This window comes from Flavobacterium sp. AC105, assembly GCF_979258495.1.
Genome location: NZ_OZ409860.1, coordinates 94,173 through 120,763, shown reverse-complemented (window position 1 = coordinate 120,763; position 26,591 = coordinate 94,173). Strand labels below are relative to the sequence as shown.

At 31.2% G+C, this 26,591-nt stretch carries 26 protein-coding genes and 1 tRNA gene; 16 read left to right on the top strand and 11 right to left on the bottom strand.

The window, feature by feature from the left end; all coding sequences use genetic code 11:
- Window position 1: 1 nt before the first annotated feature.
- The 5 genes from ACZ0AH_RS00605 to ACZ0AH_RS00585 all read right to left on the bottom strand — a co-directional run bounded on the left by ACZ0AH_RS00605 (window position 2) and on the right by ACZ0AH_RS00585 (window position 4,624).
- Window positions 2–256, bottom strand: a complete 255-nt coding sequence (locus ACZ0AH_RS00605; protein ID WP_463473962.1) for a DUF6327 family protein — start codon at window positions 254–256, stop codon at window positions 2–4.
- 2 nt (window positions 257–258) lie between these two features.
- A complete protein-coding gene (locus tag ACZ0AH_RS00600; RefSeq protein WP_463473961.1) occupies window positions 259–609 on the bottom strand; it encodes a competence protein in 351 nt (116 codons plus the stop codon).
- Between the two features lie 111 nt (window positions 610–720).
- Window positions 721–1,047 (bottom strand): YtxH domain-containing protein, encoded by a 327-nt coding sequence (locus tag ACZ0AH_RS00595; protein WP_463473960.1) that lies wholly within the window; start codon window positions 1,045–1,047, stop codon window positions 721–723.
- Window positions 1,048–1,138: 91 nt separating this feature from the next.
- Window positions 1,139–1,618, bottom strand: coding sequence for a hypothetical protein (locus ACZ0AH_RS00590; protein ID WP_463473959.1), 480 nt, complete (start codon window positions 1,616–1,618; stop codon window positions 1,139–1,141).
- A gap of 888 nt (window positions 1,619–2,506) precedes the next feature.
- Window positions 2,507–4,624, bottom strand: coding sequence for a glutamine--tRNA ligase/YqeY domain fusion protein (locus ACZ0AH_RS00585; protein WP_463473958.1), 2,118 nt, complete (start codon window positions 4,622–4,624; stop codon window positions 2,507–2,509).
- A 107-nt stretch (window positions 4,625–4,731) separates the two neighbouring features.
- On the opposite strand from ACZ0AH_RS00585, the gene folB reads away from it, so the two are divergent.
- Window positions 4,732–5,091 carry a dihydroneopterin aldolase gene (folB, locus tag ACZ0AH_RS00580; RefSeq protein WP_463473957.1) on the top strand — a complete coding sequence of 120 codons (360 nt, stop codon included), beginning with the start codon at window positions 4,732–4,734 and terminating at the stop codon, window positions 5,089–5,091.
- Window positions 5,092–5,184: 93 nt separating this feature from the next.
- Window positions 5,185–5,255 (top strand) — tRNA-Cys (locus ACZ0AH_RS00575).
- A 600-nt stretch (window positions 5,256–5,855) separates the two neighbouring features.
- Here ACZ0AH_RS00575 and ACZ0AH_RS00570 read toward each other — a convergent pair.
- From ACZ0AH_RS00570 to rnr, 3 genes are read right to left on the bottom strand one after another with little or no spacing between them, the layout of a single operon-like run.
- Window positions 5,856–6,533, bottom strand: a complete 678-nt coding sequence (locus ACZ0AH_RS00570) for a LysE family translocator (RefSeq protein ID WP_463473956.1) — start codon at window positions 6,531–6,533, stop codon at window positions 5,856–5,858.
- A 14-nt stretch (window positions 6,534–6,547) separates the two neighbouring features.
- Window positions 6,548–7,216, bottom strand: coding sequence for a head GIN domain-containing protein (locus tag ACZ0AH_RS00565; protein ID WP_463473955.1), 669 nt, complete (start codon window positions 7,214–7,216; stop codon window positions 6,548–6,550).
- A 24-nt stretch (window positions 7,217–7,240) separates the two neighbouring features.
- Window positions 7,241–9,421, bottom strand: coding sequence for a ribonuclease R (rnr, locus tag ACZ0AH_RS00560; RefSeq protein ID WP_463473954.1), 2,181 nt, complete (start codon window positions 9,419–9,421; stop codon window positions 7,241–7,243).
- A 149-nt stretch (window positions 9,422–9,570) separates the two neighbouring features.
- Here rnr and ACZ0AH_RS00555 point away from each other — a divergent pair, with 149 nt between their 5' ends.
- Both ACZ0AH_RS00555 and rpiB read left to right on the top strand, forming a co-directional pair.
- Window positions 9,571–9,804 (top strand): DUF2007 domain-containing protein, encoded by a 234-nt coding sequence (locus ACZ0AH_RS00555; RefSeq protein WP_463473953.1) that lies wholly within the window; start codon window positions 9,571–9,573, stop codon window positions 9,802–9,804.
- 786 nt (window positions 9,805–10,590) lie between these two features.
- A complete protein-coding gene (rpiB, locus tag ACZ0AH_RS00550) occupies window positions 10,591–11,022 on the top strand; it encodes a ribose 5-phosphate isomerase B (protein ID WP_065451793.1) in 432 nt (143 codons plus the stop codon).
- Window positions 11,023–11,180: 158 nt separating this feature from the next.
- Here rpiB and ACZ0AH_RS00545 read toward each other — a convergent pair whose 3' ends face one another.
- The gene (locus tag ACZ0AH_RS00545) at window positions 11,181–11,483 is read right to left on the bottom strand and encodes a DUF1294 domain-containing protein (RefSeq protein WP_463473952.1); all 303 of its coding nucleotides are present in this window, start codon (window positions 11,481–11,483) and stop codon (window positions 11,181–11,183) included.
- Window positions 11,484–11,562: 79 nt separating this feature from the next.
- Between ACZ0AH_RS00545 and ACZ0AH_RS00540 the strand changes: the two genes are divergently transcribed.
- The gene (locus ACZ0AH_RS00540) at window positions 11,563–12,384 is read left to right on the top strand and encodes a BRO family protein (protein WP_463473951.1); all 822 of its coding nucleotides are present in this window, start codon (window positions 11,563–11,565) and stop codon (window positions 12,382–12,384) included.
- Between the two features lie 121 nt (window positions 12,385–12,505).
- Window positions 12,506–14,629, top strand: a complete 2,124-nt coding sequence (locus ACZ0AH_RS00535; protein WP_463473950.1) for a Tex family protein — start codon at window positions 12,506–12,508, stop codon at window positions 14,627–14,629.
- 109 nt (window positions 14,630–14,738) lie between these two features.
- On the opposite strand, the gene ACZ0AH_RS00530 is transcribed toward ACZ0AH_RS00535, so the two are convergent.
- Window positions 14,739–14,918, bottom strand: coding sequence for a Sec-independent protein translocase subunit TatA/TatB (locus ACZ0AH_RS00530; protein ID WP_463473949.1), 180 nt, complete (start codon window positions 14,916–14,918; stop codon window positions 14,739–14,741).
- 214 nt (window positions 14,919–15,132) lie between these two features.
- On the opposite strand from ACZ0AH_RS00530, the gene ACZ0AH_RS00525 reads away from it, so the two are divergent.
- From ACZ0AH_RS00525 to ACZ0AH_RS00480, 10 genes are all read left to right on the top strand, one after another.
- Window positions 15,133–15,633 (top strand): peptidase, encoded by a 501-nt coding sequence (locus ACZ0AH_RS00525; RefSeq protein ID WP_463473948.1) that lies wholly within the window; start codon window positions 15,133–15,135, stop codon window positions 15,631–15,633.
- A gap of 11 nt (window positions 15,634–15,644) precedes the next feature.
- Window positions 15,645–17,129: a GH3 auxin-responsive promoter family protein gene (locus ACZ0AH_RS00520; RefSeq protein ID WP_463473947.1), complete on the top strand. Its 1,485-nt coding sequence runs from the start codon at window positions 15,645–15,647 to the stop codon at window positions 17,127–17,129.
- Entirely contained in the window at window positions 17,130–17,468 is a 339-nt protein-coding gene (locus tag ACZ0AH_RS00515) for a hypothetical protein (RefSeq protein WP_463473946.1), read from the top strand.
- Window positions 17,452–17,922: a hypothetical protein gene (locus ACZ0AH_RS00510; RefSeq protein WP_463473945.1), complete on the top strand. Its 471-nt coding sequence runs from the start codon at window positions 17,452–17,454 to the stop codon at window positions 17,920–17,922. The genes ACZ0AH_RS00515 and ACZ0AH_RS00510 overlap by 17 nt, the downstream gene beginning before the upstream one ends.
- Window positions 17,923–18,039: 117 nt before the next feature.
- On the top strand, window positions 18,040–19,719 hold the full coding sequence (locus ACZ0AH_RS00505) for a DUF6909 family protein (RefSeq protein ID WP_463473944.1): 1,680 nt from the start codon (window positions 18,040–18,042) through the stop codon (window positions 19,717–19,719).
- A 9-nt stretch (window positions 19,720–19,728) separates the two neighbouring features.
- Window positions 19,729–20,721 (top strand): hypothetical protein, encoded by a 993-nt coding sequence (locus ACZ0AH_RS00500; RefSeq protein WP_463473943.1) that lies wholly within the window; start codon window positions 19,729–19,731, stop codon window positions 20,719–20,721.
- A 6-nt stretch (window positions 20,722–20,727) separates the two neighbouring features.
- Window positions 20,728–22,032 (top strand): MATE family efflux transporter, encoded by a 1,305-nt coding sequence (locus tag ACZ0AH_RS00495; RefSeq protein WP_463473942.1) that lies wholly within the window; start codon window positions 20,728–20,730, stop codon window positions 22,030–22,032.
- Window position 22,033: 1 nt separating this feature from the next.
- Window positions 22,034–23,125, top strand: a complete 1,092-nt coding sequence (locus ACZ0AH_RS00490) for a glycosyltransferase (protein WP_463473941.1) — start codon at window positions 22,034–22,036, stop codon at window positions 23,123–23,125.
- Window positions 23,122–24,186 (top strand): hypothetical protein, encoded by a 1,065-nt coding sequence (locus ACZ0AH_RS00485; RefSeq protein WP_463473940.1) that lies wholly within the window; start codon window positions 23,122–23,124, stop codon window positions 24,184–24,186. Before ACZ0AH_RS00490 ends, ACZ0AH_RS00485 begins: the two co-directional genes overlap by 4 nt.
- Before the next feature lie 37 nt (window positions 24,187–24,223).
- Entirely contained in the window at window positions 24,224–25,453 is a 1,230-nt protein-coding gene (locus ACZ0AH_RS00480; protein ID WP_463473939.1) for an O-antigen ligase family protein, read from the top strand.
- On the opposite strand, the gene ACZ0AH_RS00475 is transcribed toward ACZ0AH_RS00480, so the two are convergent.
- Window positions 25,430–26,506, bottom strand: coding sequence for a glycosyltransferase (locus tag ACZ0AH_RS00475; RefSeq protein WP_463473938.1), 1,077 nt, complete (start codon window positions 26,504–26,506; stop codon window positions 25,430–25,432). The two genes, ACZ0AH_RS00480 and ACZ0AH_RS00475, sit on opposite strands and share 24 nt — an antisense overlap.
- Window positions 26,507–26,591: the final 85 nt, after the last annotated feature.

Here is a 26,591-nt window from a genome sequence, read left to right as displayed (position 1 = left end):
CTTAATTGCCTCTTTTTTTATTGATAAACCAACCAATTACATACGGTAAAACCGCTTGCAAAATAGTTACATATGAATTTGAAAAATAATCTTTGTATGAAGAAAAAATTCCGTTTACAATATTTTTTGGCGTGATGCTTTCTTTAGTTTTCTGGAAACTTAAAACCAATTTCTGATAACTAATCTCTTTTTCTAATTTCAGAATTTCTAAATCTCTTTCGATTTCTGCGTATGATGCGTATTTTTTAGTTTCCATAATTAATCATTAAAAAAGATTTCTGAAAATTTCTCCAAAATTGGACCTTCGACAAACTTATCTTTTAGAAAGAAAAGCAGAATTGTAACTACAAGATAGATCCCTCCTACTGCTAAAAATCCCAAAGTATAACTCCCAAATAAAGTACTAAAAGCAAATCCTGCTGCTATAGATCCAAAAAGTAAAACCATACTCAAGCCTAATAAAATCAAAACAAACTTTAAAATTAAAGTCGTTGATTTCATCGCAACCTTAAAACCCCAAAGTTTATAATATGCTAACTGACTGTCTAAATATACTTTAGCCTGTTCTTGAATATTTTCGGTATTCTCTTTAAATTCTTCAAAAGCCATAATTGTAATTTTGATTAAAAAAAGAAACACAAAACATACTATTCAATAATTGTATTTTAATACTAAAAAAACAATTATAAATAAAAGTACGCTTTGTGTTTCCTGGGATTATTATTTCTGAAGTTTAGCGTTTTGGGCTTTTAAGTCAGCTAATTTAGTTTCCAAAAAAGAAATTACTTCTTCCGTTTTATGGCTTACATTTGAAAGTAAATCATCAAAAGTTCCATCTAGATTTTGCGTTGCACTTGCAAATTTTTCACGCAAAACTTCAGAACTTGCTGAAATCGAATCTTGCAAATTATGCTTTGCATCATCAATACCCTCTTTAAGTTTTGAACGTGTTTTTGATCCTTTGTCCGGAGCAAATAAAATTCCGATTGCTGCACCGGCAGCAGCTCCAGCTAAAATTGCTGCAATTGTATTTATGTTTTTTGACATGATAATAAAATTTAAATGATTAATAAAGGTACTCTTTTTTTAAATGACAAAATATTGCTAAAATGTAATTTACATAAATTTAACAATAAAATTAATACACATACGCTATAGCCTCATATTTTCCATCTGCTTTTTTAACAATACTAACAAACGGATATCCTTTTGAAGCTGATTGGGTTTTTATTCTCATAGCAGTATGATTTTGATTTGCAATTGGCGGCTCCCCTTTCGTTTTTGTCGAAACTCCTGAAAAATTAGCAATTTGTTTTAACCCAATTGTTTTTTCCTGAGGTAAAACTTTTACTAATTTATAATCTGATTTTGAATCTACAATTACTTTATCAGATATTTTTTTTGCCTGATTAGTTTGTTTATTTGTCAAATGCGAAACAGCATGCTCGCTAATTTTATGCTCTTCAAAACTTCCATTTAAAGAATAATGAATCAAATCATTTTCATGTTTTATAAAATTAATATCAAGTTGTTCTCCATTGTGTTTTGTAATTTGATGTGTTTGAGAAATTAATAAATTCGTAAATAAAATGGATAGCGTAAAAATTAAAATTTTCATAGAATAATATTTAAGGATTAAAATTATGCCAGTAAGAAAATCAAAACCTGAAATACACAAAATCATTTTTATGGAATTTTGAAATTATGAAACTGCTCTGAAAAATACTTTTAGGCGAAATATTATCAAAATCGATTCACAATGAAAATGAGAACATAAATTTGTTTTTTAGAAATCAGTTTAGAACTTCGACTAAAACAAAACTAAGTTGAGACTTTAGAAGAAATTCAGTTTAGAATCTTGAGTGGAAATCTCAAATTTTATAAAATCATCGCTGACTTTTGGTATCAGATAAAAATACCAACTTTATAAACAATTGTATGTTAATAACCCGTTAAACTAAGAAAAACGACGTCTAAAATTGAAATAAAGCTCAAAAATCAACAATAATTCAAAAGATGATTAATGAGATGAAAGAAATAAAAAATAAGCTTAAAATCAATTTATGAAAGTCGGTTTTAATCTATTATAACTATAAAATTTATATTTTAAATAGATTTTATTAATAATAGATAAATACATTTAAAAGTAAATTATAAATCATTAAAATTGATATTATTAAAAATCAAATTTTAGATAATTATTGGAATAAAAAAGTAAAAAATGAAAATTTTAGCAAAAGGAATCTAATTTCAACGTTATAAACAATAGCATGTTAATAACCCTAAAACAAGGAAAAAATGACACCTAAAATCAAAATAAAAGCTTCTGTTTAATGATTTTTTAAAAGATGATTAATGAGGTGGAAGAAATGAAAAATGAGCTTAAATTCAATTTATGAAGGTGGGTTTTAATACAAAATATTTATAAAATTTTATATTTTAATAGATAATTTATATAATAAAAAAAGCGCTTATAAAAAGCGCTTTTTAATAGATTATAATGATATTACTTCTTCACCATTTCGGCAAGAATTTCAGTTTCTTTTTCTGAAGCACTTTTTGGAGGATTTGAATATAATTTTAAAATTTCATCTTCAAACTGATTTTTGAAACTTGCTTCTTCAATATCTCTTAAATTCAAAAGTGCTTTTGATCGAACATAAGTTGATTCACTTCTTAGAGACATGTTATATAATTTTTTGATATCCTCTTCTTCAAAATCAGAAGATTTTAAATGAGAATATTTCAAAATAAATTGAGCAAACAACAATGAACCTTTATTATTGTTGATATTTTTCTTCAAAGAATTTTGCAATAAAGAAAAACTAGAGACATTTTTGATGCTCTCCCCTATTGCACTTTCAATTGCAATACGTTCTGGTTTACTTTCTACTTTAAAATATTTATTAATTTCTTTTAAAGAATTATTGATGCTGTTTTCTTCTTTTTTACCTTTTTCTTCCCAGGCATCTTTTAGTCCAACAGTTTTGTTAAATACTAATTTTGAAGCAGTTGAGTCTTTATCGACAGTAAAATAACCCAAACGTTGAAACTGAAATTTATCTTCATTTTGAGCTGTCGCCAAACTTGGTTCAACAAATCCTTTTACAATTTCTAACGAATTTGGATTCACAAAATCTAAGAAATTTTTCTCTTTATAACTGTCCGGAGCTTCATCTGTAAACAAACGATCATACATACGAACTTCTGCTTCAATTGCATGAGAAATAGAAACCCAATGCAAGGTTCCAGACACTTTTCTCTGACTTGCTTCTGTTCCGCTTCCGCTTAAAGAATCGGTATCATAAGTAACATGAATTTCTGTAATATTTCCTTGAGCATCTTTTATAACACTTTCTCCTTTAATGATATACGCATTTTTAAGACGTACTTCTTTTCCTAAAGTCAAACGGAAAAATTTAGCCGGAGCTTCTTCTAAAAAGTCTTCTCTTTCAATGTATAATTCTCTCGAAAAAGGTACTTTTCTGAAACCTGCACTTTCATCTTCCTGATTATTTTCGGCTTCAAGCCACTCTTCTTTTCCTTCCGGATAATTTGTAATCACTAATTTTACAGGATCTAAAACAGCCATTACACGAGGTGCAATTTTGTTTAAATCTTCACGAATACAGAATTCTAAAACCGATACATTGATCAAATTATCACGTTTTGCAATACCAATTGTATTGGCAAAATTACGTAAAGACGCAGCTGTATAACCACGTCTTCTTAATCCTGAAATAGTTGACATTCTAGGATCATCCCAACCGTTAACATGCTTTTCTTTAACTAGTTGCTGTAATTTTCTTTTACTAACAACGGTATGTGATAAGTTACGTCTTGCAAATTCTCTTTGCTTTGGACGAATCTGATTTTCATCAATAATCTGGTCTAAAAACCAATCGTATAATTCACGGTGAGGCAAGAATTCAAGTGTGCAAAATGAATGTGAAATTCCTTCTAAATAATCACTTTGTCCGTGTGCCCAATCGTACATTGGATAGATTTTCCAATCATCTCCGGTTCTATGATGATGTCTGTGCAAAATCCTGTACATGATAGGATCACGCATCAGCATATTGGTCGATTTCATGTCTATTTTAGCACGAAGAATATGAGTTCCAGCCTCAAATTCACCGTTTTTCATTCTTTCGAATAAATCTAAATTTTCTTCTACAGAACGATTTCTGAACGGACTATCTGTTCCAACAGTTGACGGAGTTCCTTTTTGAATCGCCATATCTTCAGAAGACTGACTATCAACATAAGCTTTATCTTTTTTAATTAATAAAACAGCCCAATCATACAATTGTTGAAAATAATCTGAAGCATAACGTTCTTCTGCCCAGGTATACCCTAGCCATTCAACGTCTTTTTTTATGGCATCAACAAACTCCTGTTCTTCTTTTTCAGGATTTGTATCGTCAAAACGTAAATTTACAGGTGACTGATAATCAATTCCTAAACCAAAATTTAAAGCAATTGAACTTGCGTGCCCAATGTGCAAATAACCATTTGGTTCTGGTGGAAAACGAAAATGAAGCTTGCTTTGCGAAAGACCTGATTTAATATCTTCCTCTATGATTTGTTCAATAAAATTGAGTGATTTCTCTTCTGATGCCATTATTTTATAGTAATTTTAGCAAAGATAAAAAAAAGGTTTCAGGTTTCAGGTTTAAAGTTACTTAACTGGCGTTAAACCTGAAACTTTAAACTTGAAACAATAAGAAAATGGGAGTTATAAAACTAAAAAACATTCGTACTTTCTCCTACCACGGATGTTTAATTGAAGAAGGAAAAATAGGATCTGATTACATTGTAGATCTTAAAATTAAAGCTAATTTACAGCAATCGGCACAAACAGATCATCTCTTAGATACTGTTGATTATGTCCATCTGAACAAAATTGTTACCGAAGAAATGGCAATTCGTTCACATTTATTAGAACATGTTGCCAAAAGAATCAATATTCGTGTACTTGCAGAGATTGAAAGTGTACAAAAAACAACAGTTTGGGTTTCTAAAATAAATCCTCCTATTGGTGGTGATGTTGAATCAGTTACTATAAAAATGACCGAGATTAGAAAGTAATTCTTTCCTGCAGAAAACTAATTTTTTAAAATAGTTACTTTTAAAGTTTTGAATTTTAAAGATTTTAGTTACTTTTGCCATCCGTTCAACTACGGCGTCGTGGCCGAGCGGCTAGGCTGGGCTCTGCAAAAGCTCCTACTCCGGTTCGAATCCGGACGATGCCTCTAAAACCTTCAAGGAAACTTGGAGGTTTTTTTGTACTTAATTTTTAGAAAAAATTAGATAAAGATTTACCTTCGAATCTGGATGATGCCTCTAAAACCTTCAAGGAAACTTGCAGGTTTTTTTGTGCTTAATTTTTAGAAAAAATTAGATAAAGATTTACGTTCGAATCTGGATGATGCCTCTAAAACCTTTAAGGAAACTTGCAGGTTTTTTTGTGCTTAATTTTTAGAAAAAATTAGATAAAGATTTACGTTCGAATCCGGACGATGCCTCTAAAACCTTCAAGGAAACTTGCAGGTTTTTTTGTGCTTAATTTTTAGAAAAAATTAGATAAAGATTTACCTTCGAATCCGGACGATGCTTCTAAAAAATCTACAGAAATATATCTCTTTTTATTTTTATAACATGCAATTTGTCATTCCGAGGAACGAGGAATCTCCGCAAGTAACTCTACAAAGATTGATATACTTTCTGGATAATTGTCGCGGAGATTCCTCGTTCCTCGGAATGACAAACTAGACGTTTTAAATGTAACTTATAAACATAAAAAAACCTCTGAAATTCAGAGGCTTATTTTTATATTTTTGAGTTATTAACAACTACTTTTCAATTTTCTCAAAAGCATTTCTAACCATTTCTTTTTCTTTTGGAAACCAACCCTGAACCATTAAGGCAATTCCGAAAATCATTAAAACAATGCTTATTATTTTTTTAATTTTAACAATATTGGTTGGTGTCATTTTAGATTTTAATTGTTTGGCTAATAGAATTTTAATGCAATCAACTAATAAATAAGTAATAATAACGGCAGCAAAAAAAGTAAACATTCTTGAGTTTTGCATTTCTAATTTTGGTCCAATAGAAATGATAACTGCTAACCAAAAACCAAGAACACCAATGTTGATAACGTTCAGTAAAAAGCCTTTTATAAACAAACTGCCATAGTTTCTTTTGATGATATCACGGTCAATTTCTTCATCATCAATTTTTTCTTCATTTTTTAATCTTACGAAAGAAATTATACCATAAGCAAGCATAATAATACCGCCAAAAATAAAAAGTGCCGGTTTATCTTTTAAGCTCTGAATAAGCCTGTAACTTCCTAAATAAGCAATTCCTATAAAAAAAATATCACCTAATACTACACCAAGATCAAAAACTATTGCAGCTCTGAATCCTTTTGTAATACTGGTTTCCAGTAGTATAAAAAATACTGGACCTACCATAAAACTTAAAAAAAGTCCCCATGGCAGTCCAGCTAAAATATCATTTATCATTCAAATACGATTTGTTATTTTACCTCTTCGATTTTACCTCCTAAAACCGTTTTCTGATTAATTTGTTTCGGTTTTCCATAAATGTAAATAGAGCCTCCTGCGCTTACTTTTGCATCGACAAGTGTAAATGCATTCACATCTGCTTTTCCTCCCGCAGAAACACTTACTTTAGTCTGAGACGTACTTAATTTACTTGCTAACAAATAACCTCCGGCTCCAAGGCTGGCATCCTGGTTTGAAGCTTTACCGGTTAAAGTAATTTCTCCTCCTGAAACCGAGCTTACATTTAGTTTATCAACATCTAAATCTACATTAATTTTTCCACCTTCTTGTGCACTTACTTTAAAAACAGTTGCTTTTATAGCTTCTTTGCTCGAAACATAGGCACCTTCGTTAACGTCAATAAGTTCTAAATGTTTGTAATACAAGGTAATATCAAGATCATCACCTGACAATAATTTAGGAAAAGGCATTCTTAACTTCAATAAACCTTTCTTGTTAACAACTTCAACTTCTGACTCACGCGCTCCTTTAATCACAATCTTATTTTCGGAAGATGCAACTAATTTTACACTTAATTTATCGAATACTTTAACCGAATCAAAATCTCCTATTTCTTTGGTAACCTGACCAAAAGACATCTGAACAAATAAAATTGCAGCTCCTATAATTAACTTTTTCATACTTTTATTTTTTAAATTAAACTTCTATTCTGCTCTTCGCAAAAAATGAAAATCCAGTTGTTTTTTAACTAAATCCGCATTTTTTACTTTTACGTAAATTTCATCTCCTAATTGTAAAATACTATTTGAAGTTGCTCCTACCAAAGCATATTGCTTTTCATCGAAAGTATAATAATCATCTTTTATTTCTCTGATTCTCACCATTCCTTCGCATTTGTTAGACACAATTTCAACATAAATTCCCCATTCTGTAACTCCTGAAATAACTCCCAAAAATTCTTCGTCCTGGTGATCCTGCATGTATTTAACCTGCATGTATTTAATACTATCACGTTCAGCATTAGTTGCTAAACTTTCCATATTCGAACAATGTAAACACTTTGTTTCATAAACTTCTTCGTCTACAGAAGCGCCATTATCTAAATAATATTGCAGCAAACGATGTACCATAACGTCTGGATAACGACGAATTGGCGAAGTAAAATGGCTGTAATAATCAAAAGCTAAACCGTAATGACCAATATTCTCTGTCGAATATTTGGCTTTACTCATACTTCTAATCGCAAGAGTATCAATTAAGTTTTGCTCTTTTTTACCATTAACTTCTTCCATCAGTGCATTCAAAGACTTCGAAATATCGCCTTTGTTACGGAAATCTATTTTATAACCAAATTTAGCAATTACGGTTTGCATCGCAATTAATTTGTCTTCATTTGGTTCATCGTGAATTCTGTAAATAAACGTTTTCTTTTGTTTTCCAATGTATTCCGCCACTTTTCTGTTAGCCAAAAGCATGAATTCTTCAATCAGATGATTCGCATCTTTTGATACTTTGAAATAAACGCCTTCCGGTTCTCCTTGTTCATCTAAGTTGAATTTCACTTCGACTTTATCAAAAGAAATAGCTCCGTTGGCCATTCTTTTCTTTCTCAAAATCTTAGCTAATTCATCTAATTTTAAAGTAGCTTCTACAATTTCATCTGAAACAACATAAGAATTTCCTGTGATAGAAATATCAACCGGAATCGTATTGTCTTTTGTTTCAATGATATATTGTGCTTCTTCATAAGCAAAACGCTGATCTGAATAAATTACTGTTCTTCCAAACCATTGGTTGATAACTTGTGCAGTTGGCGAAACTTCAAAAATAGCCGAGAATGTATATTTCTCTTCATTCGGACGCAATGAACACGCAAAATTCGATAAAACTTCAGGAAGCATTGGCACTACTCTATCGACCAAATAAACCGAAGTGGCACGTTGATAAGCTTCATCATCCAGGATTGTTCCTTCTTCAAGATAATATGAAACATCGGCAATATGAATACCAATTTCGTAGTTTCCGTTTTCTAACTTTTTGAAAGACAAGGCATCATCAAAATCTTTTGCATCTTTTGGATCTATCGTAAAAGTAAGTGTACCACGCATATCACGACGTTTTTCAATCTCAGATTGCTGAATTGAAGTATCTATTTTTTGAGCAAACACCTCTACTTCTACCGGAAAATCTGATGGCAAACCGTATTCAGCCAAAATAGCATGAATCTCAGTATTGTGTTCTCCCGGTTTTCCTAAAACTCTAACCACAGATCCAAACGGGCTATCAGCTCTCTTTGGCCAATCTTCAATAGTCACTAAAACAACATCACCATTTTCTGCTTCTCCAAATTTATCTTTTGGGATAAAAATATCCGTATACATTTTAGGATTTGCTGTAGAAACAAAAGCAAAATTGGGTTGAATGTCAATAACTCCAACAAACTCTGTTTTATTTCTTTCTATAACTTCAATTACTTCACCTTCAGGTCTTTTACCTTTTCTTCTGTTATAAACATAAACTTTTACTTTGTCTTTGTCCAGCGCACGATTCAAATTATTGGTCGGGATGAAAACATCTTCACTAAAATCAGGACAAATGAAATAAGCCGTTTTTCTGCTGGTCATATCAATTGTTCCTTCGTAATAATCCTGACTTTCTGCTTTTACTAAATATTTACCAGGTTCAGTTTCTACTATTTTTTTTGAAGCAGCCAGTATTTTTAAATCTTTTATAATCTGATTTCTGCTTTTTGTATCATCAAGTTCTAGCTTTGCTCCTATTTGTTTGTAATTGAATGCTTTATTTGGGCTTTGCGATAAAATTTTTACTATTTTACTTGAGAAATCTTTCTCGTTTTTTATCGGCTTTCTAATTTTCTTATTCATATATCTTTTCTTAAAAAGTTAAAATTACAAATAAGATATCAGATTATAGATTTTAACAAATAAATTATTAAAAATATAACTTTCAAAAGGCGCTATTTATTGATTTTAAAACGTCATCTGTAATTCGTATCTTTACAAAAAGACCCTTTATGGAAAGCTTTAAAACCATTGCCATATTCAATTATCAGCACGAAACCATAGTTCTCAAACACTTATTAGAACAGGAGCAAATTCCGTATTATTTTGAAAACGAAATGACACTTTCTGTCGTTCCCATGTACACCACGGCGCTGGGTGGAATCAAACTCAAAGTTCATCCCAACGATTTCGAAGAAGTTCAGCAAATTCTGGACAATCTCAATAATCCACTTACAATCGTTTAAACAGTTCTTTTTTCAAACCAAAAAAAATTTTTTTCCTTTTTAAATTTTCAAAGTTGTCAACATATATTAAATACAACAAAAAGAAAATTTTAAATTTAATTAATTTATGGTTGTTATTATAGGGTGTTAATATGTCGAATAAATTTATTTTTAAAAGTATTGAAATGAAGTTTTGCTTAGTTATCTTGAGTTATCAACATACTTATATTATGTTAAAGAACTAATTTATAAGCTATTTTGAATTTTAATTAACAACGGTTAACAACCAAAAATCAATTCATTTTGTAGATAACTTCATATGTTGATATTTGTTGAAAATAGCATTTTTGATATTGATAACTTTTCCAAAAATTCATGAAACTTTATTAGGTTATTTCATTCCGGTTTTGGATTAGGTTTTTTTTCGACACAACCAAAAAAAACTTCTAATTTTCTATCCGAACTTATCAACAAATAATGTTAACTTAAAGTTAATTGAATATCAACGAATTACGTTTCGGTATTAACAATCTAAAATTTTAACAAAATTGATGCTCATTATTTATTGATTATCAGATTCTTATAGAGATATTAAAATTGTTGATAACGTTAACTTAATGATATAAAGTGAGTTATATATTTAAGTTTTTTTGCTGTGAATTTCACGAATGAAGTGAATTACGTTTCGGTTTTCAAAACTATGATTTTAAAGTTATAATGAAATAAATTAGTGAAAATTAGTCAAATTCGTGGCAAACATTTATTAATTGAGTAAATTTGCAGAACACAACTTAATAGTATTTAAAAATGAAAATTTCGATAGGAAACGATCACGCAGGACCAGATTATAAAAAAGCAATTGTTGCTATGCTTAAAGCAAAAGGATATGAAGTAACCAATTACGGAACAGATTCTGAAGATTCTGTTGATTATCCTGATTTTGGTCATCCGGTTGCGAATGATGTATCTGAAGGAAAAGCTGATTTTGGAATCGTTATCTGCGGAAGCGGAAACGGAATTGCCATGACAGTGAACAAACACCCAAAAGTAAGAGCCGGTTTATGCTGGACTAAAGAAATTGCTTATTTAACACGTTTGCACAATGATGCTAATATTGTGAGCATTCCGGCACGTTTTACGTCGATTCCGCAAGCGGTAGAAATTGTTGAAACGTTTTTAGCAACGGCGTTTGAGGGTGGAAGACACCAAAACAGAGTGAATAAAATCGCTTGTCAGTAAAAAGTCAAAAAAAATCGGGTGCTTCGCACCAATAAAATATAAACACACCGGGCGGATTTTTAAATTCATCCGGTTTTTTTGTTTAAACGGTTAAAATTCAAATAATTAAACCTTATAAAATCTAGTTATCAACATTGTTGATAACTAGATTTTATAAGCTAATTAGTTAAAAATAAGACAATAGTAAAAATATCAACATTATTAATAAAAAGGAGAGTAGCAATTAAGATTTGAATAAAAACAATAGCTGAAAATTTAAGTATAAATGAAGGTTTACTCGTTTTATGTCTAAAGAACAACATGGCAAGTAATAATCCGATTGTTCCGCCAATTGCTTCGAGAAAAAATAACGTGTTTTCAGGAATTCTGCGTTTATTTTTTCTGGCTAAATATTTATCGTAACCTGCAAGAATAAAAAGAAGGATATTTACAATTAAAAAATATATTAATAAAACTTTCATTGGCTTAAAAATTCAAACAAAGATATTACTTTGGTTGTTTAGTAAAAATAAAAAAGAATAATGTAATTCGTAATTGAAGATGAGTCCAGTACAATTATTTGAAGAAAAAAAAGTAAGAAGTCATTATGACGCTGAAAAAGAAATTTGGTATTTCTCTGTAATAGATGTGATTGAGATTTTAACAGATAGCCTTAATCCAAGAGATTATTGGTATAAAATGAAAATTAGAGTCAAAACTGATGATGGACTTGAACTGTCGACAGTTTGTCGACAGTTCAAAATGCTTGCTGATGATGGAAAAAATAGAATGACAGACACTGCAGATACTGAAACATTGTTACGTTTAATTCAATCTATTCCTTCTCCAAAAGCAGAACCTTTTAAGCAATGGCTTGCCAAAGTAGGTTATGAAAGACTTCAGGAATTAGCTGATCCTTCTCAAAGTTTAGATCGTGCCCGTGAAAATTGGCAAAATTTGGGTCGGAGCGAGAAATGGATTCAGCAACGAATGACAGGACAGGAAACTCGTAATAAATTGACTGATTATTGGAAAGAATCCGGTGTAGAGAAAAAGGATGAATTTGCGATGCTAACAAATATTATTCATCAAGAATGGACTGGATTATCTGTAAAGAAACATAAGGAAGTAAAAGGATTAAGATCCCAAAATTTGAGAGATCATATGTCTGAAGCAGAATTAATTTTTACGGCTCTAGCAGAACTTTCTACAAGACAAATTGCTGAAAGCGATGAAGCAAAAGGACTTTTAGAAAATGCAAAAGCAAGCAAAAAAGGAGGTGCTATTGCAAAAAATGCCCGAATAGCTTTAGAAGACAAAACAGGGAAAAGTGTAGTAACAGGAGAAAATTTCTTACCTCCAGGTCAAAAAAAGTTAGAATAAATTGAATTCAAAAGTTACAAGATTTATTTTAATTTTAGCCCGCCTTAAACAATAATATAAATAAAAAATATTGCAAAAATTGTAAAACACTTTGCATCTTTGTGATTCAAATAAAATAAGAATGACTAATATTCAATTCATTGCCAAGTCTGTTCAAACAGCAGCGATCAACATTCAAAACACGGTAAAATTATTAGAGGAAGATTGTACGATTCCGTTTATTTCGCGTTACCGAAAAGATACAACCGGAAATCTTGATGAAGTTCAGATTGAAAATATCGCAAAACTTCAAAAAGAATACGAAACGATTGTAAAACGTAAAGAAGCGGTTCTAAAATCGATCGAAGAACAAAAAGCACTTACGCCGGATTTGAAACAAAAAATTGAGCAAAGTTTTGACTTACAAGAAATTGAAGATTTTTACCTTCCGTACAAAAAGAAGAAAAAAACAAAGGCAGATGTTGCGCGCGAATTTGGTTTAGAACCTTTGGCAAAAATTATCATGTCTGAAAATGATGTTGATGTCGATTTTATTTCGACACAATATTTGAATGAAAATGTTATTAATGAAGAAGCGGCGATGCAAGGCGCCAGAGATATTATCGCCGAATGGATCAATGAGAATATTTATGTTCGTAAACAATTACGACGATTGTTTCAGCGCAAAGCAACAATTGGAACTAAAGTTGTAAAAAAGAAAGCAGAAGAAGAAGGAGCACAAAAATTTAGTCAGTATTTCGATTGGGAAGAACCTTTAACAAAAGCACCTTCACATCGATTATTAGCGATGCTTCGCGCCGAAAATGAAGGTTTTGTAAAGATGAAAGTTGATGTTGATATCGACGAAGCTTATGATATTATTGACGAAATAATCATTAAAAAACAAAATAGTACAACAGCGCATTTGCAATTAGCAATCGAAGATAGTTATAAACGTTTATTGAATCCAGCAATTGGAAACGAAACGTTGCAGGAAGCAAAAGCTAAGGCTGATGCCAATTCTATTCAGGTTTTTGCAAACAATTTAGGTCAGTTATTATTAGCGCCGCCTTTGGGCGAAAAACGAATTCTGGCCATCGATCCGGGATTCAGAAGTGGTTGTAAAGTAGTTTGTCTGGACGAAAAAGGAGACTTATTATATAATGAAACCATTTATCCGCACGCACCTCAAAACGAGGAAGCAATGGCAATTAAAAAAATCCGTTCGATGGTAAATGCGTATCAGATTGATGCGATTTCTATAGGAAACGGAACGGCTTCGAGAGAAACTGAATTTTTCATAAAAAAAATCGCGTTTGATAAACCACTGCAGGTTTTTATTGTTTCTGAGGCTGGAGCTTCGGTTTATTCTGCATCAAAAATTGCGCGTGAAGAATTTCCTAATTATGATGTAACTGTTCGTGGTTCAGTTTCTATTGGGAGAAGACTTTCTGATCCTTTGGCCGAATTGGTAAAAATTGATCCAAAAGCGATTGGAGTAGGACAATATCAACACGATGTTGACCAAACCAAATTAAAAGAAGAATTAGATAGTACCGTAATTCGCTGCGTGAACTCGGTTGGAATCAATATCAACACGGCAAGTAAACATTTGCTAAGTTATGTGAGTGGAATAGGTGAGAAGCTGGCCGAAAATATCGTTCAATATCGATCAGAAAATGGTCCGTTTGAAGATAGAAAACAATTAAAAAAAGTGCCTCGCCTGGGCGATAAAGCGTATCAGCAAGGCGCGGCATTTATTAGAATTTCGAATGCTAAAAATCCGCTGGATAATTCGGCAGTGCATCCTGAAGCTTATCCGGTTGTGGAGAAGATGGCAAAAGATTTGAACCTTTCGGTAAACGACTTGATTGCGAACAAAGAGAAAACAGCCTTAATTAAGGCCGAAAAATATATTACACCTGAAATTGGTTTGCTTACGCTAAAAGACATCATAAAAGAACTTGAAAAGCCAGGATTAGATCCAAGAAAGTCAGCAAAGGTTTTTGAATTTGATGCAAACGTAAAATCAATAAAAGATTTGAGAACCGGAATGATTCTGCCAGGAATTGTGAATAACATTACCAACTTTGGCTGTTTTGTTGATATCGGAATCAAAGAAAGCGGATTAGTTCACATTTCTCAACTAAAAGCCGGTTTTGTAAGCGATGTAAATGAGGTTGTAAAATTGCATCAGCATGTTGACGTTAAGGTTACTGAAGTTGATGAAGACAGAAAGAGAATTCAGTTGACGATGGTATTGTAAAAAAATTCCAAAAATTAAATTCAAATTCTAATTAATAGGCAAATTCTAAAAAAAGTAAACCCCAAATTACATTGTAATTTGGGGTTATTAATAAGATATATAAATATTCTTATTTAATTTCTTCCTCTTCTTTTTTAGCAGCGGCAGGTTGATCGTCTTTGGCAGCATTTTTAAATTCCTTAATTCCGCTTCCTAAACCTTTCATTAATTCTGGAATTTTTTTACCTCCAAAAAGTAAAATCACAATACCTACTATTACGAGGATTTCTGTAAGACCTAATCTTCCCATGATTGATATATATTAATGCCGAAGCAAATTGTTTTATAAGTTGTACCGCAAAGGTATATAGAAATATACGAACAAAAAGTGTTTTTGGTTTAAAATATTTATATCGGTTAACGTTAAATATTTTATAAAATATTAAATTAAGTGGATTCCTTCAAAAATGGTTCGCATAAACAAGACTAATTAATTATTATATTTGCTCGTATAAAGAACCGCAATGGCTAAGAAAAAATACAATTTCAGAAAAAAATTATTCATTAAAAACCGATTGGTAATTTTAAATGAAGACACTTTTGAAGAAATTTTTTCGTTCAAACTTACCTTAATGAATGTTTTTGTTATTTTCTCTTTGGGCGGAATATTTTTGATTTTAATTACCACTTTTATAATCGCTTTTACACCTTTGCGCGAGCTGATTCCCGGATATTCTTCTTCTGAATTAAAACGAAATGCAACTGCATTAGCCATAAAATCAGATTCGTTAGAAACTGCTTTGAAGAAAAATGAAGCTTATATTAAAGGAATACAAAAAGTTTTAACAGGCGAATTAGAATATGCAAAATTTAATAAAGACTCTATTATAGCAAATACTGAGGAACATTCGGATGTTAATATGACGGTGACCGAAGAGGAAATTAAATTAAGGGAAGAAGTGGTAAAAATGGAGAAGGAGCCAAGCCCAAAAACTAAAAATAAAACCAAAAGTGACAAAAAATAATACCATAAAAAATGTCTATTAAATCTGTAGCAGCAAAATTATTTGCTCGTAAAATATATAATCAAACACAGCTTTGGGCCAATAAACCTGTTGAAACGCAATTAAAAGCTTTTAGATATCTGATAGAAAATGCTAAAGAAACGGAGTTTGGAAAAGATCATCATTTTGATAACATAAAGACATTTGAAGATTTTCAAAAAAACGTTCCTATTCGAGATTATGAAGATTTAAAAGCATATATCGAGAAAATTAAAATTGGCGAAGAAAATATTTTATGGAAAGGGAAACCGCTCTATTTTGCTAAAACATCAGGAACAACTTCCGGAGCAAAGTATATTCCGCTAACAAAAGAATCAATGCCTACGCATGTAAAGGCAGCTCGTAATGCAATTTTACATTATATTAATGAAACCGGAAATGCAAGTTTTGTAAATGGAAAGATGATCTTTTTACAGGGAAGTCCAATTTTGACAGAAAAACATGGAATTAAATTTGGACGACTTTCTGGAATCGTAGCACATTTTGTTCCCAAATATTTGCAAAAAAATCGAATGCCTTCGTGGGAAACCAATTGTATTGATGATTGGGAAACAAAAGTTAATGCCATTGTTGATGAAACAATCAATGAAAACATGTCTGTCATCTCCGGAATTCCGTCATGGGTACAAATGTATTTTGAGCGTTTACAGGAAAAAAGCGGCGGAAAAAAGATAGGAGAGATTTTCAAGAATTTTAATCTGTTTATTTACGGCGGGGTTAATTATGAACCATATCGTGCCAAATTTGAACAAATGATTGGCAGAAAAGTAGACAGCATCGAGTTGTTTCCGGCTTCTGAAGGATTTTTTGCCTATCAGGATTCTCAAAAAGCAAAAGGAATGTTGTTGTTGTTGAATTCCGGAATTTTCTACGAATTCATTAAATCGGACGAATTCTTTACAGAAAATCCAAAAAGTTATACGGTTGGCGAAGTAGAAATTGGCGTAAATTATGCTTTGATTGTTTCGACAAACGCAGGACTTTGGCGTTATAATATTGGTGACACCGTTCAGTTTACTTCATTGTTTCCGCACAGAGTTATAGTCTCAGGCCGAATTAAGCATTTTATTTCAGCTTTTGGAGAACACGTTATTGCAAACGAAGTCGAAAAAGCCATGAAAGAAGCAACACAAGGAACTAATATTGTAATAAACGAATTTACAGTTGCGCCACAAATAAATCCGTCAAGCGGATTGCCCTATCACGAATGGCTGATTGAATTTGAAACTGAACCAGAAAATATAGAAACTTTTGCAGAAGCAATTGACGATTCGATGCGAAAACAAAATATTTATTACGACGATTTAATCACTGGAAATGTTTTAAGAAAAGTGGTTGTAACCAAAGTTTCTAAAAACGGATTTCAGGATTATATGAAATCGCAAGGAAAATTAGGCGGTCAGAATAAAATTCCGAGATTATCGAATAATAGAGATATTGCAGATAATTTGAAGTAGATGAAATATAAGTATCATTTAAGGCCCGGATATCAATCTCAAAATTTACTAATTGACATATTTAGCGGTGCTGAAAATGAAGATTTTTTTCCTGATTTTTTTGATTCAATTGCAGTAATAAATCCGGAAGTTGATACAATTAATGACCTTTGGATGAATGATGAATACTTACTTGATGTTAATTCAGATATCGGTTCTTTTTCCATTTCAAAAGACATTTGGGGTTTCGCCTTTATAATGGCAGATCATAATCAGGAATGTATAAACAGGATAGATTTGTTATTATTAGAAAATAAAAACTTTCAAAAAATAGAAGTCGATTTTGAAAATTATAAATAGTCACATATTTAAATTTTTATCTAATAATAAAGATATTGCGGATAAATTGAAACAGGAGACAAAAGTGAATAATCATATACCATATGAGCAAATCAGAAATCGGGAATGTGACTTTATAGTCCAGTATCGTTTTTTCTCGGAAGAAGAAGGAGGAAGAAAAACAGGAAATCCAATTCAGGGATATCGTTCAGATTTTATGTATCCTGAAGAAGAAGAAATCAAAAGAATGTGGATGATTTGGCCTGAGTTTTTAGATAATCAAAATAATGTAATTTTAGACAAAACTATACATGTTCCTACTTCAGGAAAAGCAAAAATGTGGATACTTAATGAAACATTTTATGAATTACATAAAGAGCGAATTAAAATAGGATTAAAAGCTTATTTTATGGAAGGCTCTCTTAAAAGTGCGGAATGTGAAGTAATTCAAATTGTAAGCCTAAGTTTAAAATAAATGTTATTAAATTAGGACATTCTCAGATTTCAATCAAATTAACATTTATAATTCCTAATTTCGTTAATTAAAATATACTCAAAAGATCTTAAAAAGAAGATTTTTAAAATAATAAGCATGAAAGAAACCAAACATATATCAAGATCAAGAGCGCAGGAATCATCTGCAGCTATAGAAAAAATGTACATTACAATGCGTCACTTATTCAACCGTGGTTTTTATAAACCAATGGGAGTTTCGGGCGATAGTTTACGTGAATCATTATTAGCATTACGTCCGGAAATTTACGGAAACATAGGCGAAGAAAAAGTAGAACTTAACGGACTTTTGTACGTTATAGAACGTTTACCAATAGGAATTGAACAATGTCGATTCATTAATTTAACTTCAGACGAAGGATATTCTAAATCGCATTTTCAGGCAATTGTTCCTCCAAAAAGGAGAAGGAATTGTTATAGAATCGACGAAGAACAAATGAATGTTGAAATCACTCGTGGCCGTTCAGATATCTACGATATTTTAACGCATTTGACTTTTATTTTCATCGAATCTCATAAAATTAAAAACAGGGTTTTATTAGATGATGGAGGCGAAGTTTCGCGCGATTGGATGAAGTTGGAACAAGCGGTAATGCAGACTAAAAAACTTCCTCTTATAGAAAAAGAAAAAGCAATTTCGCACGTTGCCAATATTTTAGGCAGAACATTCGAAGAAGTTTTGGATATTTATGATGCTTTTGGGTCCGAAAATGACCCGGATCGTTTCCTGCATGTTATTTATTGGTTAGGAAAATTAGCGATCGAAGAAGTAATCGAAAATAGTAAACGAACCATAACTTTTAGTCCGGTTTTAAGAGAACGTCTTGGACATCATATTCACGGTGAAATTTGGGCAACCAATATCAAGGAAGTTTTAAAAGCGAATGATTTATTAAAAAGACCAATTCACGTAATAAGCGCGAATATGCATAGTGTTATGAATTCGATTTTTGCAACGCCGTTGTTGAAAACGAAATTCAAAGACAAATCTGATTTCTTTATTTATGAAGAATTAAGCAAATCCGGCGCGAAAGAAATTAGAAGTCATGTAGAAGAACTGGCTCTTAAAAGCGGAATGATTTCGTTACCGGATACATCAGGAACCAATATCGATGTTCAGATTTTTGATACGGCTCAAATCGACTGGAAAAAAACCGGATTCCCAAAAGCGGAACTTGATGAAGCAAAACCTGTTATTATTGTAATGGATTATGCTTTTGGAGAACAAGCTTATGAGACAATTGACGAGCTTTTGAAACCGTATAAAAAAGACACCAAATTAGAAGTAAAATCGGTTTCAATAATGGGTAAAGCCGGAATCCTGGAAGGCGGAAAAGGAGACATCATGATCCCAACGGCACATATAAACGAAGGAACGGCGGATAATTATTTCTTCGAAAATGAATTAACAGGAGATATGTTTGAAGGAAATGACATTGCCGTTTTTGAAGGTGCCATGGTTACCGTTTTAGGAACATCTTTGCAAAACAGGGATTTATTAAAATTCTTTCACGAATCGACCTGGGGCGTAATTGGTTTGGAAATGGAAGGTTCTTATTACCAAAAAGCAATTCAGTCGGCATCAAAAATCAGAAAAAGCGTTCCGCATGATATTAAAGTTCGTTATGCTTATTATGCTTCTGATAATCCTTTAGAAACCGGAAGTACACTAGCGTCTGGCGGATTGGGTACAACAGGTGTAAAACCAACCTATTTGATTACTATTAAAATTTTAGAACAAATTTTCAACGTAAAATAAAACTAATAAATGAGTACAAAATTACCCCAAAATACGCCAGATCAGGAAATTGATATTTTTCAGCTTTCCAGAAGTATTGGTGGTTTTTTCGATCGCGTTAATGCTGCTGTTTTCAGATCAATTCAGTTTTTTGTTCGAAACTGGATTGTTGTCCTGACATTAGTCATTATCGGGTTTGGATTGGGGTGGTATTTGGATTCAAATAAAAAAACCTTTCAAAATCAGGTTATTGTTACGCCAAATTTTGAAAGTGTAGATTATTTATATGCTAAGATCGATTTAATACAAGCCAAAATTATTGCGGGCGATACTGTTTTCTTAAAAAATGTAGTCGGAATTCCGCATCCAAAATCAATAAAAAGTATTGAAATTAAACCAATTGCAGACGTTTATAAATTTATAGAAGAAAAAGAGCAAAACTTTGAACTTATAAAATTAATGGCTGAGGTTGGCGAAGTCAAAAAGGTTCTTGAAGATAATGTAACCAGTAAAAATTATACATTTCATACTATTTCGTTTGTTTCAGGCAGGGCAATAAACGAAAAAGAAGTAGTTGAACCCTTAATAAAATTCCTGAATAGTTCAGCCTATTTTAATGCAATTCAGAAAATCGGATTCAAAAACCTGGAACAGGAAATTGCCCAAAATGATACCATAATTGCTCAGATTGACAACGTTTTAAATGGTTTTACAAATACAGTAAAAAACGCCACAAAAAATGATAAATTGGTTTATTATAATGAAAACATTCAATTGAGTGACATCATTAAAACCAAACAAAAACTGGTTGTTGATCAGGGAAAAAACAGATTGAAATTAATCAGTTTTGATAAAACCATTAAAGAAATTAATTCGACATTAAATATAAATGATCATAAAATTGTAAGTGGAAATTTCAAAATATTGATTCCGCTTTTCTTCATTTTTGTATTTATTTTCGTGAGTTTGTTCTCTAAATTTTATCGAAAACAACTTGCAATATCAATCGAAAACAAACCTTAATAACAATTGAAAACCAATACTATTTTAAAAAAGATTACTCAAAATCCGTTTTTAAAACAAAGTTTAAGCACCTTGTTTTTAAGAATTTTTGGAGTGCTTTTGTTATTTGGTTTTACTATATTTTTAACCAAATCGTATACACCAAAATTGGTTGGTCAATACGATTTTGTGCGTTCCTTTCTTTTAGCAATCGGCAGTATTTGTTTGCTGGGTTTTGATCAGTCTATTTTATATTTTAAAGGAAGATTGGCCAGCCAGAATGCGCTTGAAGAACTAAAAAAAATATACACCAAAATGGTCGCAATGCTCTTTGTGACTTCGGTTTTGGTTTTAGTTATAATCCTTATAATCGATAAAAAAGTCATAAATAATTATTTTGCAGATCAGGAAGTATATTTGATACTTTTAAAAGGAGCCGCAACTTTATTTTTTTATGGATTATCGACTTTAAACACCGAAGTTTTTCGGGCTTTGGATAAATTATACATAGCCGAATTATTCCGAAACATTCTTAAATATGTTCCTTTGATTATAGGTTCAATCGCTTTATTTTATTGGAAAAAGGAAACTTATTTGGTTGATGTTTTTTTAATAGGGTTTGTTATTCTGGCGATTATCAGTTCGGTATTCGTTTTTAGTTATTTTAGTAAAATAACTGCCATAAAATCAATCGAAAATATTTCGCATAGCGAAGTATTTTTAAGATCATATCCTATTGCGATTAGCGGAATGGCATTGTTTTTATTAATGTGTTTTGATATTATGTTTTTGAAAAAATACCGAAATGATGAAACCGTTGCTTTTTATTCGGTTGGTGTAAAATTAATGACCATTGTTTCAGTGATTATTTTAACGATTAACATTACAATTTCGGCTAAAATTGCAGAGTTTTTTGCAAGCAGGAATTTATCAGAATTAAAAAAAGTAACCAAAAAAAGTGTTCGGTTAATCTTCGGAATTACGTTTCCGGTGATTTTTTTGCTTTGCATTTTTTCAGAATATGTTTTGTCTTTTTTCGGACATCAATATATTGCGGCACAAGAACCCTTTTTGATTTTAATTATTGGTCAGGGAATTTGCTCCGCATTTGGCTGCGCTCCGGTTTATCTGAATATGACCGGCAAACAACATATATTTCAGTTTATATTACTGATTGCCGTTGCCATTAATTTTCTTTTAAACAGATTTTTAATTCCTATTTACGGAATGACCGGAGCCGCGATTGCATTTGTTTCCAGTTCGTTTTTCTGGAATTTTGTTACGGCAGTTGTTATATATAAGAAAGACAGAATTAAGGTTTTTATACATTAAAATGAAAGTACTTCATGTAATAAATAGTTTAACTACCGGAGGAGCTGAAAAATTGCTTTTAGAAACAATTCCACTTTATAACATAAAAGGAATTGAGGTAGATCTATTGTTATTAAACGGAAACAATTATCCTTTTTTAGAAACTTTAAAATCGATTAATTGCTGTAAAATATATTCTTTAGGAACAAGGGTTTACAATCCAATTCATATTTTTAGAATAATGCCTTTTTTAAGAAAATACGATATTGCACATGTCCATTTATTTCCATCACAATATTGGATTGTTTTAGCAAAAATGCTTTCTTTCTCAAAAATTAATTTAATTGTAACAGAACATAGTACGACAAATCCTCGTATTGCAAATTGTTTTTTAAGCATAATAGACAGATTTATTTATAAATTTTACGATAAAATTGTTTGTATCACAGACGAGGTATATCAAATAATATATAAACATTTAAGAGAGCCAAAGTCGAAGTTTATAGTAATTCAAAACGGTGTCAATTTAAAAGAAATACATGATGCTCAGCCGTATTCTAAAAATGAAATCTCAGGCATATTAAGTGCTGAAGATATTTTAGTAATTCAGGTAGCAAGTTTCAATAAACATAAAGATCAGGAAACAGTTATAAAGGCATTGAAACATTTACCTAATAATATTAAACTTCTATTTGTAGGAGATGGTATTTTGAGAAATAAATCTGAAAAATTAGTTGAAGAACTTAAATTAGAAGAAAGGATCTTTTTTTTAGGAATCCGAACAGATGTGCCAAAGCTTTTAAAAACAGCCGACATTTCAATATTAAGTACAAATGGAGAAGGTTTAAGTCTGACAGCGATAGAAAGTATGGCTTCTGGAAAACCTTTTATTGCTTCAGATGTTCCGGGAATGTTTGAGCTTATTGAAGAAGCAGGTATTTTGTTTGAAAAAGGAAATGATGAAGAACTCGCAACTTATATTAAAAAACTAATAAGTGAAAAAAACTTTTATGAAGATATTGTTAACTCTTGTCAAACAAGAGCGAAACAGTTTGATATAGAATTTATGGTAGATAAACACATACTTTTATATGAATCAATATTAAAAAAATGAGATTTGTAATTAAAAAAAGTACAGCAGCATTTTTGATTATTGCAGCAGCTAATCTAGTTGTGGCTGTGATGTCTTTTTATATTTTACCGCCAAAATTTTTCTATGATTCTGCTATAATTGTTTATGACAAATTCAATGAAATTGGGTATTTTGGAAGTTATCCCTTGACGATTTTGTTTTATAAAATTACAGGTTTGCGGCATTTACGTTTTCCGATTGTTGCGCTTATTCAATTTCCTTTTTTGATTTATATTTTATATAAAATTGGGATTCCTGGTAATTTTGAAAAAATAAATATCAAGAACATTTTAGTCTATTTAGGCATTTTTATGATTGCCATTTATATTTCGATGCCATCAAAAGAATTCATTACTTATTTGTATATCACTCCAATTGTTTTTATGTGTATAAATAAGCGATTTTCGTTTAAAAAAACTGCAACATTATCATTGTTGATGTTAATTGTTTTTGGAGCTTTATATCGTCCTTATTTTGCTTTGATTCCTATAATTGCTGGCGGAATGTATTTGGTAAGCTTTATTAATTTCAAAAATAAAACGATAACAACCATTTTTTATGGTTTACTGATTGTCTTTTTTCTATCGCTGAGCTATGGAATTGTAAAGGGAAAATATTTTTCCGAAATGAGCCGTGAAGTTGTAAACAAAGACAGAGTAGGTTCGTCAGATGCAAATTCAATCATTGTTTCGCCCGTAAAACCAGATACTTGGTATGGCGAAGTTGTGGCCGTTTTTTATGGCTTTTTTACTGTTAACATTCCCATAAATGGTTTAAAGCATATTTTATCACCTCAAATTATTGTGTTTATAATATGGCAGCTTTTGCTATTTTATATTTTATTGGTTCGTTTTTCTAAATGCTTACAAGAAAGAAAAAAGTATCAATATGAGCTTTTTGTTTTACTTATCATTTTTTCTTTTTTTATTCTTCAGGGTGTTTTCGAGCCAGACCTAGGATCGTCAATTAGACACAAAATCGGCATATTTCCATTAATTTATTTTGCATTATACTATGAATATTTCCGAAAAGAACTTCAATAAAATATTTCATTTGTTTTTGTGTTTGATAGCAATTGCTATGATTTTCAGAAAGCCATGTTCGTTGTTAATCATTTTGTTTGCCGTTTTTAGCTTAATTTTTTACAAAAAACTGAAGTATACCAAAACCGCATTAGTATTAATGGCTTGTATTGCTGCACCGGTTTTATTAGAATTATTACTTTTTTGGAACAATGATTCTTTGGCTAAAGGATTAAAAGCGATAGAAAAAAGCACCTCTTTAATAATTTTTCCTTTGTTTATTATTGGGAATTATCAACGCGTTAATTTTTTAAAATTACTTCAGACTTATGTAATTGCCACGACTTTAATCCTGCTTTTTTTCTTTATTCGATTTAATGTACTGTATCCGGAATTAATGGAGAAATACAGTCACGGAATTCATTTATGGGAAATGGGATATCAATTTGCCAACAGCCTCGGCATGCATGCTCCGGCGTTAAATATGCACTTAGCGTTTGTATCTGTTAGTGCTTTTTATTTTGTTTTTCGAAGTTTCTACGATCATGAAAAGTTTGCCTTTAAAGTGGGGCATATTGTTATTTTTGTTTTGTCGTTTTTCTTTGTGCTTTTTGTGAATACCAGAATGGCTTTGGTTAATGTTTTTATTGGATTTTTGATTTTCTTATTTTTAGAAATCAGATCCAGAGTTAACTTGAAGAAGTTAATATTAACCAGTGTAACACTTTTGGTTGTATTATTCGGAATTTTGTATGTATTCGTTCAGAAAGACCCTTACATGAAAGAAAAATATTCGACAGTAAGTTTTGCTTATATGGACAAAGTAGGGAAATTAGATGAGATTGATCATCCTGAAGTTAAGGTTTTCAATTCACTGGTAACAAGAGTCTCCATCTGGAAATCAGCTTGGGAATTATCGCTACAAAATCTTCCTTTTGGTGTTGGTGCTTCTGACGGAAAACCGGAATTAAATAAATATTACGCAGCAACTAATCAGCATTTTTTAGCCAAATATGAATTTCCAACGCACAATCAGTTTCTGGATTTTCTTTTAAAATTCGGAATTCTTGGGCCTTTCGTAGTTGTCTTGTATATTTTTACGATTGGATATTTAGGTTACGATCTGAAAAATGCGATTATACTTTCGTTTTTTCTCATCTTTTTCACCTCAAATTTAATCGATGATTATTTACTTCGTTTTGACGGAATTGCTTTTAGCGGATTTTGGTTTTCCGTTTTTGGAAGTTATTGGCTGCAGCAAAAATTATTGGTTGTAAATCGCCAATAATTCTTTAAAGTTTTTGTCTTTATCAAACAAATCATGACATCTGACAAAAGCATTTTCTCCAAAAGAAACTCGTGTTGTTGGATCTTTTAAGACTTCAAAATATGGATCTAATTCGCTAATATCATCAAATAGAAATCCGGTTTTGTTGTGTAAAACAGCATCTTTATTCCCGATAATATTGGTTGCAATTACAGGTTTTTGCAATGCCATTGCTTCCAGAACTGCAATTGGTAATCCTTCCCAAAGGGAAATTTGCATGTAAATATCAATGTTATTGAGTTCATTTAAAACCGTTTTTCTGTCAAGAATCCAACCTGTAACTCGTATGTTTCGTGCAGTAATCAAAGGTCTTAAATCGCCATCTCCAATCCAGATAAAATTAAAATCCGGAAATTTTAAAGCGATCTCATTTAAAAATTGAGGATTTTTTTGGTATGTTATTCTTCCCATCACACCAATAGTCAGTTTTTTATTTTCGTGAGGATCAAATTGTTTATGAACGGCCGTTAAATCAATACCATTTCGGACTAATTTTGATTTTCCAATTTTTTTAGAAATTTCAAATTCGGTATCACCACAAGCGACTATAGTTCCGCCAAAAATGCGTTGGAAATTTTTCTCAATCTTCCAATATATATTTCTTGTAGATTTTGAAATATCAGTTCTTAGAAAAGAATACCCGTGTGGTGTATAAAAAACCTTCTTTTTTTTGAATAAGAAAAAATAAGCAATTCGGCCCAAAACTCCTGCTTTTGAAGAATGAAGATGAATAACGTCAGGATTTATTTTTTTAAGCTCTTTAATTAGCTTATAAACGGACTTTAAATCCTCAATTGGCGAGAACTCCCGAACCATATTGATTTGGATCAGATTTACCCCGTTCGAAAACTCAGACTTGATTTTGTGAGGATCAATTTCTTTTCGATTACCACTATATATAATAGTAGTTTCAGTGTTTTTATTTATTTCTTCATCTCCAAAGAAAGTCGACAAATCTCTAAAATATGTATAAACTCCGCCACCAAGAGCCTCTATAATATGTACAACTTTCAAAACAGGGGATTTAATTGGGGTAAAAATAGATAAATAAGGTGGAATATTTATAGACTATTTTCCTATATTATTTTAAAAAGATAAA

Coding starts and splice junctions, on each gene's coding strand:
- ACZ0AH_RS00520 (WP_463473947.1), top strand. CDS start 15,645: ATGTCTATTAAATCTGTAGCAGCAAAATTATTTGCTCGTAAAATATAT.
- ACZ0AH_RS00500 (WP_463473943.1), top strand. CDS start 19,729: ATGAGTACAAAATTACCCCAAAATACGCCAGATCAGGAAATTGATATT.
- ACZ0AH_RS00530 (WP_463473949.1), bottom strand. CDS start 14,918: ATGGGAAGATTAGGTCTTACAGAAATCCTCGTAATAGTAGGTATTGTG.
- ACZ0AH_RS00535 (WP_463473950.1), top strand. CDS start 12,506: ATGACTAATATTCAATTCATTGCCAAGTCTGTTCAAACAGCAGCGATC.
- rpiB (WP_065451793.1), top strand. CDS start 10,591: ATGAAAATTTCGATAGGAAACGATCACGCAGGACCAGATTATAAAAAA.
- folB (WP_463473957.1), top strand. CDS start 4,732: ATGGGAGTTATAAAACTAAAAAACATTCGTACTTTCTCCTACCACGGA.
- ACZ0AH_RS00600 (WP_463473961.1), bottom strand. CDS start 609: ATGGCTTTTGAAGAATTTAAAGAGAATACCGAAAATATTCAAGAACAG.
- ACZ0AH_RS00605 (WP_463473962.1), bottom strand. CDS start 256: ATGGAAACTAAAAAATACGCATCATACGCAGAAATCGAAAGAGATTTA.
- ACZ0AH_RS00555 (WP_463473953.1), top strand. CDS start 9,571: ATGGAAAGCTTTAAAACCATTGCCATATTCAATTATCAGCACGAAACC.
- ACZ0AH_RS00545 (WP_463473952.1), bottom strand. CDS start 11,483: ATGAAAGTTTTATTAATATATTTTTTAATTGTAAATATCCTTCTTTTT.
- ACZ0AH_RS00585 (WP_463473958.1), bottom strand. CDS start 4,624: ATGGCATCAGAAGAGAAATCACTCAATTTTATTGAACAAATCATAGAG.
- ACZ0AH_RS00490 (WP_463473941.1), top strand. CDS start 22,034: ATGAAAGTACTTCATGTAATAAATAGTTTAACTACCGGAGGAGCTGAA.
- rnr (WP_463473954.1), bottom strand. CDS start 9,421: ATGAATAAGAAAATTAGAAAGCCGATAAAAAACGAGAAAGATTTCTCA.
- ACZ0AH_RS00595 (WP_463473960.1), bottom strand. CDS start 1,047: ATGTCAAAAAACATAAATACAATTGCAGCAATTTTAGCTGGAGCTGCT.
- ACZ0AH_RS00570 (WP_463473956.1), bottom strand. CDS start 6,533: ATGATAAATGATATTTTAGCTGGACTGCCATGGGGACTTTTTTTAAGT.
- ACZ0AH_RS00540 (WP_463473951.1), top strand. CDS start 11,563: ATGAGTCCAGTACAATTATTTGAAGAAAAAAAAGTAAGAAGTCATTAT.
- ACZ0AH_RS00590 (WP_463473959.1), bottom strand. CDS start 1,618: ATGAAAATTTTAATTTTTACGCTATCCATTTTATTTACGAATTTATTA.
- ACZ0AH_RS00515 (WP_463473946.1), top strand. CDS start 17,130: ATGAAATATAAGTATCATTTAAGGCCCGGATATCAATCTCAAAATTTA.
- ACZ0AH_RS00480 (WP_463473939.1), top strand. CDS start 24,224: ATGATTTTCAGAAAGCCATGTTCGTTGTTAATCATTTTGTTTGCCGTT.
- ACZ0AH_RS00565 (WP_463473955.1), bottom strand. CDS start 7,216: ATGAAAAAGTTAATTATAGGAGCTGCAATTTTATTTGTTCAGATGTCT.
- ACZ0AH_RS00505 (WP_463473944.1), top strand. CDS start 18,040: ATGAAAGAAACCAAACATATATCAAGATCAAGAGCGCAGGAATCATCT.
- ACZ0AH_RS00485 (WP_463473940.1), top strand. CDS start 23,122: ATGAGATTTGTAATTAAAAAAAGTACAGCAGCATTTTTGATTATTGCA.
- ACZ0AH_RS00525 (WP_463473948.1), top strand. CDS start 15,133: ATGGCTAAGAAAAAATACAATTTCAGAAAAAAATTATTCATTAAAAAC.